At 27.2% G+C, this 16,681-nt stretch carries 14 protein-coding genes; 12 read left to right on the top strand and 2 right to left on the bottom strand.

Going from position 1 to position 16,681, the window contains the following annotated elements:
- Positions 1 to 18 precede the first annotated feature (18 nt).
- A complete protein-coding gene (locus Q0K52_RS04020; RefSeq protein ID WP_297296721.1) occupies positions 19 to 1,380 on the bottom strand; it encodes an aspartate kinase in 1,362 nt (453 codons plus the stop codon).
- 330 nt (positions 1,381 to 1,710) lie between these two features.
- Between Q0K52_RS04020 and Q0K52_RS04015 the strand changes: the two genes are divergently transcribed.
- The 3 genes from Q0K52_RS04015 (at position 1,711) to Q0K52_RS04005 (ending at position 5,307) form a co-directional block, all read left to right on the top strand.
- Positions 1,711 to 2,733, top strand: coding sequence for a diguanylate cyclase (locus Q0K52_RS04015; RefSeq protein WP_297296719.1), 1,023 nt, complete (start codon positions 1,711 to 1,713; stop codon positions 2,731 to 2,733).
- Between the two features lie 4 nt (positions 2,734 to 2,737).
- Positions 2,738 to 3,334 (top strand): L-threonylcarbamoyladenylate synthase, encoded by a 597-nt coding sequence (locus Q0K52_RS04010; RefSeq protein ID WP_297296717.1) that lies wholly within the window; start codon positions 2,738 to 2,740, stop codon positions 3,332 to 3,334.
- 986 nt (positions 3,335 to 4,320) lie between these two features.
- Complete coding sequence (locus Q0K52_RS04005) at positions 4,321 to 5,307, top strand: GTP-binding protein (RefSeq protein ID WP_297296714.1); 987 nt, start codon at positions 4,321 to 4,323, stop codon at positions 5,305 to 5,307.
- Positions 5,308 to 5,392: 85 nt separating this feature from the next.
- On the opposite strand, the gene Q0K52_RS04000 is transcribed toward Q0K52_RS04005, so the two are convergent.
- Positions 5,393 to 5,788 carry a hypothetical protein gene (locus Q0K52_RS04000; protein ID WP_297296712.1) on the bottom strand — a complete coding sequence of 132 codons (396 nt, stop codon included), beginning with the start codon at positions 5,786 to 5,788 and terminating at the stop codon, positions 5,393 to 5,395.
- 265 nt (positions 5,789 to 6,053) lie between these two features.
- Here Q0K52_RS04000 and Q0K52_RS03995 point away from each other — a divergent pair, with 265 nt between their 5' ends.
- The 9 genes from Q0K52_RS03995 (at position 6,054) to Q0K52_RS03955 (ending at position 16,418) form a co-directional block, all read left to right on the top strand.
- Complete coding sequence (locus Q0K52_RS03995; protein ID WP_297296710.1) at positions 6,054 to 8,330, top strand: cation-translocating P-type ATPase; 2,277 nt, start codon at positions 6,054 to 6,056, stop codon at positions 8,328 to 8,330.
- 414 nt (positions 8,331 to 8,744) lie between these two features.
- Entirely contained in the window at positions 8,745 to 10,787 is a 2,043-nt protein-coding gene (locus tag Q0K52_RS03990) for a tetratricopeptide repeat protein (RefSeq protein ID WP_297296708.1), read from the top strand.
- Between the two features lie 5 nt (positions 10,788 to 10,792).
- Positions 10,793 to 11,827: a patatin-like phospholipase family protein gene (locus Q0K52_RS03985; protein WP_297296706.1), complete on the top strand. Its 1,035-nt coding sequence runs from the start codon at positions 10,793 to 10,795 to the stop codon at positions 11,825 to 11,827.
- Between the two features lie 510 nt (positions 11,828 to 12,337).
- A complete protein-coding gene (locus Q0K52_RS03980) occupies positions 12,338 to 13,417 on the top strand; it encodes a hypothetical protein (protein ID WP_297296704.1) in 1,080 nt (359 codons plus the stop codon).
- Positions 13,410 to 13,676: an EscU/YscU/HrcU family type III secretion system export apparatus switch protein gene (locus Q0K52_RS03975; protein WP_297296702.1), complete on the top strand. Its 267-nt coding sequence runs from the start codon at positions 13,410 to 13,412 to the stop codon at positions 13,674 to 13,676. Before Q0K52_RS03980 ends, Q0K52_RS03975 begins: the two co-directional genes overlap by 8 nt.
- A gap of 4 nt (positions 13,677 to 13,680) precedes the next feature.
- Positions 13,681 to 14,916 (top strand): HD domain-containing phosphohydrolase, encoded by a 1,236-nt coding sequence (locus Q0K52_RS03970; RefSeq protein ID WP_297296700.1) that lies wholly within the window; start codon positions 13,681 to 13,683, stop codon positions 14,914 to 14,916.
- A gap of 8 nt (positions 14,917 to 14,924) precedes the next feature.
- Positions 14,925 to 15,290, top strand: a complete 366-nt coding sequence (locus Q0K52_RS03965; RefSeq protein WP_297296698.1) for a YraN family protein — start codon at positions 14,925 to 14,927, stop codon at positions 15,288 to 15,290.
- 9 nt (positions 15,291 to 15,299) lie between these two features.
- Positions 15,300 to 15,428, top strand: a complete 129-nt coding sequence (locus Q0K52_RS03960; RefSeq protein WP_297296696.1) for a hypothetical protein — start codon at positions 15,300 to 15,302, stop codon at positions 15,426 to 15,428.
- A 24-nt stretch (positions 15,429 to 15,452) separates the two neighbouring features.
- Positions 15,453 to 16,418, top strand: a complete 966-nt coding sequence (locus tag Q0K52_RS03955; RefSeq protein WP_297296694.1) for an SIS domain-containing protein — start codon at positions 15,453 to 15,455, stop codon at positions 16,416 to 16,418.
- Positions 16,419 to 16,681: the final 263 nt, after the last annotated feature.

The following is a 16,681-nucleotide window of genomic DNA, read 5'->3' as shown; positions in this document are numbered from 1 at the left end:
ATTATAATAATTGTTGTTTTATAATAACTGCTCTTCAAAGAATGATTTATATATACTTTTTATAGCTCTATTTAAATCATCATCTTTTACGCCTATCATAATACTTACTTCGCTTATACCTTGGTTAAGCATTTCAATATTGATATTACATTTTTCCATAGCATGCATAGCTCTTGCTGAAACCCCTATACACTGCTGCATACCTTCACCAACAAGCATAATTAAAGCAAGACCATGTTCAAAATATATATTATCAACATGAAGCTCATCACGTACTCTTTCATAAATACGTTTCTCTTTTTCTTCTGTGATAGCAGAGTTTCTAACAATTACAGATATATTGTCTATTCCTGAAGGAGCGTGCTGATAAGGAATATTTTCATCTTCTATTATCTCTAATAATTTTCTTCCGAAACCAACCTCTCTGTTCATCAAATATTTACTTACATAAAGACAAGAGAAATCACCCTCTCCAGATACACCTACAACAGGATTAATGTTTTTATTTCTTGAAGCTACAATTCTAGTACCTTTTGCAGAAGGATTATTAGTATTAAGTATATGAACTGGAATATTTGCTTCATATACCGGCTGTAAAGCTTCAGCATGAAGAACATTGAAACCGCCGTAACTTAATTCTCTCATTTCTCTGTATGTAAACTCATCTATAAGTTTTGGATTATCTACTATATTAGGTGCTGCTGCAAATACTCCGTCAACATCAGTAAAGTTTTCATAAACTTCTGCCTGAACTGCTTTTGCAAGTATAGCACCAGTAATATCACTTCCTCCTCTAGGGAAAGTTACTACATCGCCTTTTTCAGTATATCCAAAAAATCCTGGAAATATTACTATAGCTTCTTCATCTTTTAATTTAGCTAAATTATCATAAGATTTTTCCAATACAGTAGCGTTTCCAAATTCTTCAGAAAGTAAAAGTCCTGCATCTTTAGGATTAACATATTTAGCTTCTACTCCAAGAGAATTAATATAAGCTGCTATAACTTTAGCACTCAAATCTTCCCCTAATGCTTTAACACCATCTATAAATTTTGTAGGAAGTGATTTATCACTAGATATTCTCTCTTGTATATCTGATTGTATCTCTTTTAATAAATCATGTGAGAGTGAAAGTTCATCTATAATATTTTTAAATCTTTCTATAATAATTTTTAACTCTAATTTTCCATCTTTACCAGAAATAATAGTTTCAGCTAGAGTAATAAGCAAATCGGTTACCTTGGTGTCTTCTTTAAGTCTCTTTCCTGGAGCAGATACTACAACTATTCTTCTATCTTTATCAGCTAGAACTATATCTACCACCTTTTTTATTTGACTTGCATTTGCAACCGAAGAGCCACCAAATTTTGCTACTTTCATTTTACTTATCCTCCATATTAGTAAAATTATGTTAATAAAAATTACTGTCAATAATAACATAAAGCAATTTTTATTTCAATTATATATCTGCAATATTAGTATTTTTTTCACATCATTACTAAATAAAGCATATTTAACATAAAAATTTCGATATATATTTAAATATATTAACCAAAAAATAACTGCTAAAATAAAAAACATAAACTTATCAAAAGAAGATTTTTCTTAATTTCATAGTAAATATTTTGAAGCCTATTTTTTATTCAATATATTCAGTAAATTTACGATACTACTTTATAAGAACTATAAACTTTAGAAGATTAAGCAATTATGAATGAAAACATTTTAGTAGTAGAGCATAGAACAGACCTTTTAGACAGGTTCGTTGACCTCTTAAGAGAAAGACATTATAATCCTATAGCAACTAAATCACGTTCTCAAGCTGTTAATATATCTAATGAAAGTACATTAGACTTAATATTATTAGATGCTGATATAGGAGACTCTCAGGGTTTGCAGCTCCTTGATACTTTTAAAAATCAAGAATCTACTAAAGGTACTCCTATAATACTTTTAAGTACTCCTTATAGAAAAATGGAGTTTATAGAAGAAGCTTTAAGTTTAGGTATAGACGGACTTATATTCATACCTTTCGATGAAATGGAATTGATTGTAAGAGTAAATAGCTGTCTTAAATACAGAAAATTATATGTAGAACATCAGAAATTACTTAAACAGGCTGATTATCTTCAAAATTCTTTGGCAGATATGACAGAAGTTTCAAATAGAAATTATCAGTCCTATAAAGAAGCTCAAAAAAAATATGATGATATATTGAACGTAGATTTAGAAACTGGACTTTGGAACAAGAAAGAGTTCTATTCTCAATTCAGCAGATTACTTTATGAAACTGTAAGACATGAAGAAACTATAGTTTTGGCTTGTTTTTCAATAGACGGATTAGACAGTATTATTAATGAATTTGGTATTATAGCAGCAGAAGAAATAATGCTGAAATTCACTGAAGTTTTAAGAAAATCAACTAGGAAAGAAGATATTATTGCACGTTTTGACAATAATCAATTTATGGTTGCTTTTAACAGAATGAATATAAGACTATATGATAAAAAAGTTGATGAAATAAGAGATTTTGTTGATAAAAACGAACTAGAATATAATGGTATGATTATCAAATATACAATATCCGCAGGTATAGCATACACAGCATACAAAAAAAATTATCATATTGAGAATATGGAAAAAGAAGTAGCCCCTGTACTTTTGGCTTTGCATAATGCTAAAAGAAGAGGATTCGCAAGTCTTTTTATACACCCTACAATCATTAAGAGGTAATATTATGGTAATTCATCTTGATAGAAATAATAAAGAAAGTATGGAATATGTAGCTAATGAGGTTACAAAAGTTATTAATGACGGCGGAGTAGTAATTTCTCCTACTGATACTGTTTATGGAATGCTTGCAGACGCCTTGAATGTGGAAGCTATAGATAGAATATATGAAATTAAAGAGAGAGAAAGAAATAAACCTCTTTTAATATTATTAAAAGATATAAAATATTCTGAAAAATTCTGTGATGAAAAAGTATCTGATATAGTTAAAAAAAATGTACCAGGCGAATTAACTTTTATAATGCCTTTATCTAATTCATTAAAAAAACATTTTATTTATCTTAAATCAACAGTTGCTTTAAGAGTTCCAAATGATGAATATATGCAATTAATATTACAAAATACTCCGCCTCTTGTAGCTCCTTCTGCAAATCCAAGCGGTGCTGGAGTTATACTTGATGGAAATAAACTTGAAGAACTTTATAAAGACAAAGTCGATTTAATAGTTAATGCTGGAATATTAGAAAATAAACTTCCTTCTACTTTATATGATTGTATAGAAAATAAAGTACTTAGACAGGGAAATGTTAAACTTGATATTTAATTTAATTTAATTATATATTGAGTCAATTATAAAAGCCAAATTATATTTACAAACTTACTATTATTCTGTAACTGATTCCTAAAATATATAGTACTAATTCATACCTTCATAAAATTTATATAAATAGCGAAATTAAAAAGAAATATAATATCACAAAAGGAATACAATTTGCATTCCTTTTGTTTTTAGATATTTGGTTTATTTATGTATGAGAATTAATTGAGTTTTCAAAACAAAAATATTTTTGATAATCAAATCTTGATATAGAAATATATTAATATGATTCAAAATATTTGAATAAATACTTATATATAATCAGTGCTCTCGACTTGATTATTAATTTTAGGTAATCCGACTTTGTTAATTATTCAAAATTAAACTTTACGGTTGCGTGCCAGCGTAAGATTCTCACTTACATTTCCCTATTGAATGGGCTATATTATAAATGAAATTACACTTTATATCAATACTATTTAAAATAAATAAATAAAAAAATTTACAATTATTATTTTTACAATCTATTATTTTTTATATACTTTAAATAAAATTTGATTAAACAAATTAAAAGCTTTATTTTAAACCCCACCCTTTAAATTTTAAAAATTTATTTTAAATTTCTGTTTTCATTATACATACTGCTAAACTCTAAAAAACACACCCACCCAAGTTTAAATTAAATTTTTAATATACTCTACGCACGGTTAATAAAATATTCTTTATAAATAAAATTATATTATTAATATATCTATATTTATAATTTTGTTTAACGTGCGTGAAGCTAAATTAAAAATCTAAATTCTGCTAGGGCGGGCATGCTTTTTCTTTATTAACTAAAAAGAAAATTAAAATATAAATTTTAAAATTACATAATGAAATATAGAGGGCGGGGAATGTCAATAAAGTCATAAAGGAATAAAATTATGGAAAATATAGATTTAATAAATAAACTATTATATAATTACAATAATTTTTAAGGAGAGATGATAATGAAAATATTAATAGTTTCAGGTTTTTTAGGTGCAGGAAAAACAACACTCATAAAAGAAATGGCTAACAAAACTAAAAGAGATTTTGTAGTTATGGAAAATGAATATGGCGATGTTGATATAGATTCTAATATGCTTAAAGATGAAGGCATGAATATTTGGGAATTAACTGAAGGCTGTGTCTGCTGCAGTATGAAGCAAGACTTTGCAACTTCAATTCTTACTATAGCTAATTCACTAGACCCGGAATATTTAATAGTAGAACCTACCGGAGTTGCTAAACTTAGCAATATTATAAATAATATAAAACAAATTGAATATGACAGAATAGTACTTCTTAAACCAATCACTATTATAGATGGGAATGCCTTTGACAGCTTTGTGAATTCTTATGATGATATCTATGTTGATCAAATTTTAAATACTTCAAAGATAATCATCTCAAAAATGGAATCTAAAGAGCAGTACGAAACAGATGAACTTATAAAAAAAATAAAGGCATTAATGTCAAAAAATGAAGTGTCTTGTGATAATGTAGAAATTCTAAATGAGCATTACTCTAATAAAAATAAGGATTGGTGGGAAAGTATTTTAAAATCATTCTTAGATGATAAATATAAAACAAAAGAATTGGAAAATTCCCAAAATGAAGAAATGCCGGATTCTATAAGTATGAAAGGCTGCAGTGTAGTTAATGAAAATAAATTTATGACATTGTTGGAAGATATAATACATGGAAGGTTTGGATACATTGCAAGATCAAAAGGCTTCATAAAATGCGGAAATAATTATTTAAGATATGATGTTGTAGGCGACAGATATGCCGTTACGGGTGCCACTGAAAATGATGAACTTGAAATAGTATTTATAGGAAAAGATTTAAATAGGAAACTTTTACGCGAGGAGTTCCAGCCTATTTATAGAGAAAATATCAAATATAAAGAAGATGATTGTCATGAGAACCATTGTCATGAACATCATGATTAATAATAGTTTGTACAAAAATCTAAATAGTAAGAAATAGTAGCCTATTTTTTACTATTTAGTTGTACTAAAAAAGTATATGCTTGAATTAATTCATTTTTGATAATTTACCTTCTGTTATAGTATTATCAGTATTTTCTATTGTTAAATTCATATAATCAGAATAAAAATCAAATGTATAATTTTTTGAATTTTTATTTGCTTTATATAAATTATCTTCAACCTTTGTCAATTCTTCTTTTGATATACTTAATTGATCATCGTATTCATTTCCGCCTGTTATAGTAAGATCTATAGAATTATCGTCATTAACTATTAAAGTACATTTATTAGGAATAATCTGCCTTGTATTTTCTCTGGTATTCAAAGCACCTTCATACCTTCCGCTATATTTTTCAATTTTTTCTATTGGGTCATTAGAAAAACAACCTATCATAAAATATGCAAAACAAAATAATATTAAAACTTTTAAAATCTTATTCATAATCATAATCCATAATATTAATATTCAAAAATTTTTATTTATTATATATTTAATTTTTATTTTATCAATTTCTATAGAACAATAAATTGAAGTTTGATATATGAAAATAACTATTTTTTTAAAAATTATTACAAAACAGCATATTTATATATACCTATACACCCTACTTGAAATTTATAAAAAAAATGATATACTTTTTATTGTTAGACTGTTTTAACATTTTAGTGTATAATATAATGCATTATTTTAAAAGGGGTTTGTATTTATGAAAATGACTTTAAGAATAGGCGGTATGCATTGTGCTGCTTGTTCAAGAGCAGTAGAAAGAGCATTGAAAAAAACTGAAGGCATAGAAGAAGCCAATGTTAATATAGCTACTGAAAAAGCTGTTCTAAATTTCGATGATAAAAAATTAAAATATAATGATATAGTAAATATCATTGTAAAGGCTGGATATCAAGTTCTTGGTAAAGAAGAAGATCCTGCAGAAAGAAAAGCAAAAGAAATAAAAGAACAAAAGATAAGATTAATAGTTTCTGCAATATTTTCTATACCGCTATTTTATATATCTATGGCGCCAATGGTAAGTGTTGTAAAATTCCCGATACCTAGTTTTTTGGTGCATCATATAAATCCTCAAGTATTTTCTATAGCAGCAATACTTTTATGCGTACCAGTAATGATATCCGGATATAAATTTTATACATTAGGTTTTCCTGCACTTTTTAGAGGTGCTCCAAATATGGATTCGCTTGTAGCTATCGGCACTACAGCTGCATTTGTATATAGCGTATACTCTACAATTTTGGCATTTATGGGACTTAATCCTCATGGAGAAAATCTATATTATGAATCTGCTGCAGTTATAATAACATTAGTTCAATTCGGAAAATATTTAGAGGCTAGAAGTAAAGGAAAAACTGGTGAAGCAATAAAAAGACTTATGGGACTTCAGCCAAAAACTGCAACTGTTATAAAAAACGGAGAAGAAAAAGAAATTAAAATTTCAGAAGTAAAAGTTAATGATATAGTATTAGTTCGTCCAGGAGAAAAGATTCCAGTAGACGGTGAAATCATAGAAGGATACAGCAGTGTTGATGAATCAATGCTTACAGGAGAAAGCATACCAGTTGAAAAAACTGTAGGAGATAAAGTAGTTGGTGCTTCAATAAATAAAACAGGAAGTTTCAAATTCAAAGCTACAAAAGTAGGAGCAGACACTGCATTAGCACAGATTATAAAATTAGTAGAAGATGCTCAAGGTTCAAAAGCACCTATTGCACATATTGCCGATGTTGTATCTTCTTATTTTGTGCCTGCAGTTATTACTATAGCTTTAATATCAGGAATTATATGGTTTATAGCTATTCATAATTTCGTATTTTCTTTAACAGTATTTGTATCAGTACTTGTTATAGCTTGTCCTTGTGCATTGGGACTTGCTACACCTACAGCAATAATGGTTGGTACTGGAAAAGGTGCTGAACTAGGAATACTTTTCAAAAATGCTGAGGCTTTGGAAATATCACAAAAGATAAATACTGTAATGTTTGATAAAACTGGAACCCTTACAGAGGGCAAACCTTATGTCACTGATATTATTTCTGATGATAAAGATAAATTACTTTTAATATCTGCAAGTGCTGAAAACGGAAGCGAACACCCATTAGGAGAAGCTATAGTAAGAGAGGCTAAAGAAAAAAATATCACTCTTTTACCTATAGAAAATTTCAAAGCCATTGCTGGTTTTGGTATAGAAACATTTATTGAAGGTAAAAGAGTTTTAATGGGAAATGATAAACTCATGCTTAAAGAAAACATCAGCATAGAAAAATATAATTCTGATATGGACAAACTTTCAAAAGAAGGCAAAACTCCTATGTATGTTTCTTATGATAATAAACTTCTTGGAATAATAGCATGTGCTGATAAATTAAAACAAGAAAGTATTGACGCCGTTAAAAGGCTTCATAAACTTGGAATAAAAACTGCAATGATTACAGGCGACAACAAAAACACAGCCCAATCAGTAGCAAAAGAGGCAGGCATCGATATAGTATTTTCAGAAGTGCTTCCAGAAGATAAGTCAAAGGAAGTTAAAAAACTTCAAGATGAAGGATTTACAGTTGCTATGGTTGGTGATGGCATAAATGATGCCCCTGCCCTAACCCAAGCGAATGTTGGCATAGCAATCGGAAGCGGAACCGATGTTGCTATTGAAAGTGCTGATATAGTATTAGTAAAATCAAATACTAATGATGTTGTTACTGCAATAGAATTAAGTAAGGCAACTATGAGGGATATAAAACAAAATCTATTCTGGGCTTTTTGTTATAATGTGCTTGGTATTCCTGTAGCTGCTGGTGTTTTACATATATTTAGAGAACCTTTAATAGCTTCAGCGATTGGAGATTTTTTAGTTTCCATTATGGGTAAAGATTTACTATTAAATCCAATATTTGCTGCTTTAGCTATGAGTTTAAGTTCTGTATGTGTTGTTAGTAATGCATTAAGACTCAATTTTTTCAAACCTAGTAAGTGATATTCTCCTACAAATTAGTTTTTTTAATCATACTTACTCCAAAGCCATAGGGACTAATAATCCCTATGGTGATTTTTTTAACGCACGTTAAATAAATCCTATTATATAACAAAAATTATATTATGACTCAGTTTATATTTTTAATGTCATTCACCGTGCGGTATAGTTATCACAAATTTAAAAAAATTCTGGGCGGGCTGTTAAAATAACTGTTTGAAATAAAAAAGAAAAATAATTTAAAAGTTACAGAATAATTCAAAAAAGATAAAGGGCGGGCAAATGTAATTAAATTCTTAAAATTATAAAAAACTATGCTTAAACAAAATCATTGATTAGAGTGTGTAATAAATAAAACTTGAATTTTAAGCAAAAAGACATATAATAAGTTATATTTATAATTCTGGAGATCAATTTATGACTTTCCCGCTTCCTTATGAAAACGATTTATCAAATGAAGAAAAACAAGATATAGACAATTTTATTGACAGTGTATATGAACAATGTAAAGATGATTCTAAAGAAATTACCCAATTAGCTATGGAGGCAAGTTTTGGAATTAATGCAGGAAAAAATAGAGCTAGAGAATTATGCAGACAGGGATTTTTTAAAAATTTATTATGCAATGTAACAGGAAAAAACAGAAAAATAAGGGGCGAAATAGACAGAGATTTTGCTGTTTCCCAAATAGCCAGCATAAAAATGATACAGAAATTGGCGGAGCATAATAAACTCACATTTGAAATGATAAAAAATATTAACTTAAAATTAAATTGCATTGTAAATGCAATAGATGAAGAGATTAATCAAATATATTTACAAATGAATGAGTTTATGAAGCAGGTTATGGACAAATTTATTGAAATGTCAAAGAAAATGGAGAGACTAGAAAGTAAAGTTAATATACATGATTTAGTTATTTTTATAAAACATCATGATATAAACGGAGTGAAATTTACAGATTTAAATAGCAATGAAAAGTTTTTATATTTTATATCCGAATTCTTTTTGACAAATAAATCTCTATATATAGAATCAGATTTAATGAATTTAAGATATGTTATGAAAGAAATAGGAATTGAATCTGATGATAAAATCTCTCTCTTAAGTATTTATGATACATTGATATCAAACTCAAGCATTGCAGATAAATTTTTTAAAGCATTCGATAAAGAAAAATTAAATTATATTGAAGATTTCAAAATGCCAATATTAGGAAATATAAATAAAATAGAAAAATTGGAGAATGAAGAAAAATATATTACAGACAGCATTGTTGAAATGTCATCAAAAGACAGAAAAGAAGTAGTATTAAATTTATTAAAAAACTATTCATATAATAATTTGAATATGGATTTGGAAAAAGAGAATTCATATTTTGATTTATCCATATCAATATTAGACGAAATGAAAAAACTTATAGAATATGATAAGGCAAAAGATTATCACAAAATACCTATAAGCAATATTTTAACATATTATGAAAAAGGCTGCCAATATTATGACGATAATCAATTTGAGAAAGCTAAAAAAGAATTTATCAAAATTCAAAAGTTTTCTGATTCTTTTATATATAAAAAATTAATTGAAACATCTATGGAACTTAATGATTTCAGAGAGGCTTATAATTATTATGATTTATTAATAGAAAATGGAGAAAAAACATTCTATAATTATTATATGAAAGCAGTATGTTTATATAAGGACTATACAGAAATATACAAATACATAATCAATTCTATAATTCAATATAGAAAAGAAAATAACGAAATAAAATTTGTTAATAATTTATTATCTGATCCTAGAATCAATACAATAGAAAATGATATATTATTTTCATTTATTCACAACTGTTTATCATTTGTTTTTAATAAAGAAATAGAAAAAATGAAGGAAGAAGAACTAAAAAATAAAAATAGAAAAGAATTAATTAATATATTAAATACTGAGTTATCTAATGAAATAAAAAATATAAATGATAATATAGGACTTAGATTAAAAAAGCAATTATTAAAAAGTTTATATGGTTACGATGAAAATAATATAAAAAAGATAGGATTTGAAGATTATGATAATATTATAGTTTCTGCTTTAGAAGAAGCTATAGGAATTAATGATAGTTTTTATGCCAATATTAATTTAGGAGTTATATATAGAGAATTAGAAATGTATGATGAAGCTATGGCTTATTATAAAAAAGCAGAAAAAATAGATAGTAATTCTCCAATCAATTTTATAAATCAAGTGGAATTAATGTATAAGATTAATGGTCATAATCAGGATGATATAAAAAAATATATAGATGGAATAATTACGTCAAATAATAAACTATCGCAATATTTTATAGACAAATCTGGAAATATAATAATACCAAATTATAGATTTGATAAAGGAATAGAATCTGCATTTTTTGATTTAGAAACAAGCATACAAGCAAATATTAACAATATAGAGGTATAAATTAAATGAATAATATAGGGCTTGTTTTGGACGGCGGAGGCGGTAAGGGTGCTTATCAAATCGGCGTTTGGAAGTATTTGAAAGAGGTTGGGCTTGATAATAATATAAAGGCTATTTCCGGTACTTCGGTAGGAGGGCTTAATGCTTGTCTTTTTGCTCTCAATGATTATGGGCTGGCTGAAACTTTATGGACGCAGAAAATACAGGATAAAATTTTAAGTCTTGATGTTGAAAAAGAAGATATAAAAGTTATATTTAATCAAATAGTTAATGTTCTTTCAATACCGCATAACCCTGCTATTGCTATATTTAATTTTTTGAAAACTTTAGTATTTAAAGGCATTTTTTCAAGAAAAGGGCTTTCTGATTTAATAGATAAATATATTGATTTAGATGCTATATCAAAAATGTATTTTCCTATATATGCCACCTGCACAGAACTTCCTGCATTCAAAACTAAATATTTTCAATTAAATGGCAGAGATAAAGAAACTATCAAAAAAATACTTTTATCTACTTCGGCAATACCTGTTATCTTTCCTATACAAGATGTATATTCAGAAGGGAAGCAGTCATATTGGGACGGAGGCATTAAAGACAACTCACCTATTAAACCTTTACTTGATATAGGATGCACTGATATTATAGTAATACATTTTGATGGAAAAGAAATATTAAAATACAGAAAAGAGAATGTTAACATTTATGAAATATGCCCGAAAGAAGATTTAGGAAATATGATAACCGGAGTACTTGATTTTTCTCCTGAAGGTGCATACAGAAGAATTGCACAAGGCTATAATGATGCTAAAGAAATTTTACAAGTAGTTGTTGATATTGCTAGGGCTCAGGCTGGTATAGTTAAAGATTTAGACATCATAAGAAATCATGAAAAAGTATTCAAGCAAAATAGAAAACAGGCTCTTGAAGAAAGGCAAAAATTAAAGTCAAATCTAAACAGTACTATAGAATCATTTATAAATATTGATGAAAATAAAAAAAATTATCTAAAAGAACAAAACAAAGAAAGTCTTGAATAACAAATTTTAAATTTATTTAACGCACGGTAAATAAATCCATATATATAACAAAAATTATATTATTACTCAATTTATATTTTTAATTTCATTCACCGTGCGGTATAAACATTATAAATTAAAAAAATTATGGGTGGGCGTTAAAATAACAATAAAAGTTAAAAAGAAATATAATACAAAAAACAACAAAATAAATTTTAAATATAAAGGGCGGGCAAATGTAATTAAGTTTTAAAACTTATTTACACACCCCACCCTCTAATTTTTTTATGCTAATTTAAAATTTCTATTTTTCATATACTTATTATTTAAATAAAAAAAGCATGCCCACCCAAGTTGATTTTAAATTTGATATGCATAGCACCGCACGCTGAATGCAATTTGTTTATATGAAATCTTTATATTAGTATAAAATTATACCTTTTATACTAATAACCGTGCGTTTGTAAAGTTTATACAATTTAATTTAAAAATAAGTATTAACAAATAAATAAAAAAATATATAATAGGTATATGATTAATATAAATAATAAATATTTTAATCTAATTCAAAATAAAGCCTCATCACAAATAAAAGAGGGTGATATTGTACGATATTCTGTAATGCGTAAATTAGATTCTAATAAAGCATTAATAAATATTATGGGCAATAAAGTCATAGCACTTTTTAAAAACGGCATGACTGATAAAGGCTTTGCATTAGTAAGTAAGAAAAACGGAGAAGTAACTTTAACTCTCTTAAAAGATGCTGCCAGCCTAAAAGAAGCCAGAGAAAATATGCATTCCAATAAAGTTAATGTATCGGTAAATATAGCTGAAAATAATTCAGAAATATCAACATTACTTTCACAAAAAGGAATAAAACCTAGTTATGAAAATATCAAATATTTAGAAACTGTATTAAAATATCTTCCTGACTTAGACAGCAATAAAAAAAAGTTCATACTAAATGCAATGTCCAACGGTGTATATTTAACGGTAGAAGAAATAAACTCTTTAGGAAATATTTTCAGCAAATTTAACGACCTACTGGGTATTATAAAAAACTCTAACAAAAACGATGAAACAACCGAAATATTACTAATGCTTTTTAATAGTGTTACAGCAAATGGTAATAATGATGATCTAGCAGAGAATTTAAATAAATATATACATGCAAATGGTAACTTTAATGCATGGTTTATGCTCTTTGACATGCTTCATAATGAATTGTCTTCTGATAATTCTAATATGCTTATGCTTCTATTAAAAGTATTGTCTTCTAATAGAAAAAATAGGAATTTCAAAGAAACTACTTTTATGATCCCTATACCATTTATGATAGATGGGGAAGTAAAAGAACTATTGCTTTATGTAAATAAAGATGAAAATACAAACAGTAATAAATTTACATTTACTGCTTATGACAATAATAAAGAATTATGTGAGATAAAAATCACGAAATATAATAATGAAGAAAAATATTTGCTTAGTATTATATTATTTGACAAAAAGTTATATAATAGATGTAATAAAGAAGAGATTAATGAATTGCTGAGAAGTTTTGAAAATATAGAAACAGAAATTAATTATGCGGGGAAGAATAATGAATAATAAGCAAGATATAGAAAATGCAGTTGCCCTTTTATATGATAGGGAAATACATAATGCCCCAGTTGTTATATCTAAGGGAAGCCACTATTTAGCGAAAAGAATGGTTGAAATAGCACATAAAAATAAGGTTCCTATAGTTTCTGATGAGGATACTGCTAAGCATTTAATGCAATTAGAAATAGGAGAAGAAATACCATATTCACTATATGAGGCTGTAAGTATAATACTAAAATATATATATAAATTAAAGGCAGAATAAGGCAATGGCAAAATTAACTAAAATAAATATCAACGATATAAAAACAAAAGCAGAAAAAAAAGATATATATCTTCATAATAATTTTCTTGCTTCTACTGGGTTTATAGAATTAAAAGATGCTGATATGGCCCGTTTCCAAAAATGGGATATAGACGAAGTATTTGTTGAAGATACTAACAGTTCTGATATTCCAGAAGTAAATGCTGATTTTGACAAATTTATAAGAGAGTATAAAGTATTTAAGAAAATTTATTTAAATATAATAAAGAAAGTAAAAACAAGTTTAGGTAATTATAAAAATAATAATATAGTAAATATCAATGAACTTAATGAAATAATAGATGAAATATTGGATATAGTAAATAGAAATCTTAATAGTGTACTTCAATTATTTAACATAGCTAATTTACCAAGAGCAGATGAATATTATATAAGGTCTTTAAATGTATCAATGATATCTATGATTATTGGCCGTGCAATGAAATTCTCTGAAAATAGAGTAAAAAAACTTGGTGTAGGTGCTATGCTTTATGATATAGGCTTAATTAAAGTACCAGATAAAATATTAAATAAAATAGGCAGATTCACCACAGATGAATATAATGAAGTAAAAAAACATACAGTTTACGGATATAAAATCATGAAAACCAGCTTCAGGTTTGATGATGAATTAGCAATGATATCATTAGCTCACCATGAATTCTTTAATGGTAAAGGATATCCTAGAGGACTCGTTGGTAATCAAATACATCTATATGCTAAAATAGTTGCCATTGCTCATACTGTAGAAAAAATGCTTAAATATAGAAGAATATCTCTTTCTAAAAATAAAATAAATGAACAGAAATCTACTTTTAATTTAATGCTTGATAAAAACACTGATAATTCCAAAAAGAATATATTTTTATCAGATGCTGTAAGAGAGATCATACATGGAGCTAATACAAAATATGATCCAAATATATCTAAAACTTTTGTAAGCATATTTACTGTATATCCTATAGGCTGTATTGTACTTTTAAATGATAAGAGAAAAGGCTTTGTTTTTGCTACTAATCCTAATTTCCCAATAAGACCTATAATCAAAATAGTGTCTAATGAAAATGGTGAATTTATAGAGGACGGTGAAACTATTAATTTACTAGAAACAAACCAATTGTTTATAGCTGGTGTTGATAAAGATACTGACTTTTTAGAGGAGGTAAAAACAAAGATATTAGATTCAGAAGAAGAAAAGTAATATAAAAAATGGCTAACAAAAAAGAGATAGGCAATCTAGGAGAGGACATTGCCTTGAAATATCTCGAGAATCTTGGTTTTACGCTTTTAGAAAGGAATTTTATAGCTAAAAAGACAAGAGGCGAGATAGATTTAGTAATGACAAAAGGAGTTGTTATTGTGTTTATAGAAGTTAAATATCGAAGACAGGGAAGTTTTGGATATGCAGCTTGCTCAATATCAGAGCGTAAGAAAAAAAGGCTCTATGAGGCGGCTGAGGAATACTTAATTACAAAAGGATTAAGTTTAAATCAAAAATGTTCCTTTGGGGCAGTTTTAATAGACGATACCCATTACAAACGTGAAATATCTTTCATCGAAGATATATTTATTTAGAGGTATCGTATGAAGACAGCAGTAAAAATTAATCCTGAGAAAATTGACTTATACAAAAAAAAGCTGAAAGATAAAAAATATATTGATAAAGCAATAGAAAGATTGGCAGGTCACTTGATAAGTGCAGTAATAGATTAATTAAAAGGTTATTAATAGATTTGTATGAATATAATAGAACGCGGCAAAAATACTCTTTTATTAGAGAGTGAAAATCTTAAATATTTATCTGACAAGCTAGATAGTAATTTTGAAAATGCTGTAAAAGAGCTTTTTCAAATTAGGGGAAGAGTAATAACATCTGGAGTAGGTAAAAGCGGGCATATAGCTAGAAAAGCTGCTGCCACTTTTGCCTCTACAGGTACGCCTAGTTTCTTTGTAGATCCTAATGAATGTATGCATGGCGACTTTGGTATGATAACTAAAGATGATTGCTGCCTGCTTTATTCTAAAGGCGGAGAATCGCGTGAAATTATAGAACTTGTTAATTGGTTATGCAGACAAAATATTCCATACATAGCTATTACAAATGACCCTAAATCTACACTTTCTAAAAATGCGAAAATCACAATATTAACTTATGTTAAAGAGGAGGCTTGTCCTCTAAAATTAGCTCCTACTGTTAGTACTACAGCATCTTTAGCTTTATCTGATGCATTAGCCACTGCATTAATGGAATTAAGAGGTTTTAAAGCTGAAGATTTTGCTATATTCCACCCTGGCGGAAGTTTGGGAAGACAATTGGCTAAAGTTAAATCTATAATGCATACTGATAACCTCCCTATCATAAATCTCACTACTACATTAAAAGAAGCATTATTCAAAATCATAGAATGCAAACTTGGTATTGCCATTGTTGTAGATGACAATGATACTCTAAAAGGTGTTATTGTTGACGGAGATTTAAAAAGATTGCTTGTAAAAGATGATGATATAGCAAATATTTTACATAAAGAAGTTAAAGATATAATGAATACTTCTCCTAAAGTCATTTATGAAGATACATTAATTGGTGAAGCACTACATACAATGGAAGGTAAAATCACAAATCTTATCGTTGTTAATAAAGAAAATAACAAACCTATTGGAATAGTTCATATTCATGATATTCTAAAAATCAAAGCATTTTAAAATTAATTACAAACTTACTTTTTATAAAAATATATTTTAACGCACGTTTAATGATTCCACATATTTAAGCTTAAATTATATTTTTATAGTATTCATATTTTTAATTTCATTCACCGTGCGGTGAAAACATTAAAAATATAAATAATTCTAGGGCGGGATTTCTATTTTTTAATAATCACAATAAAGAAATTAAAAACTAAAATAATAAAATACGCAATAAAACTAATGGGCGGGGTATGTAAACTAAGCAAAAATATAACAAC

The sequence above is a fragment of the uncultured Brachyspira sp. genome (genome assembly GCF_944390845.1).
Lineage (GTDB): Bacteria > Spirochaetota > Brachyspiria > Brachyspirales > Brachyspiraceae > Brachyspira > Brachyspira pulli.
This window is presented reverse-complemented; position numbering and strand designations above follow the sequence as displayed.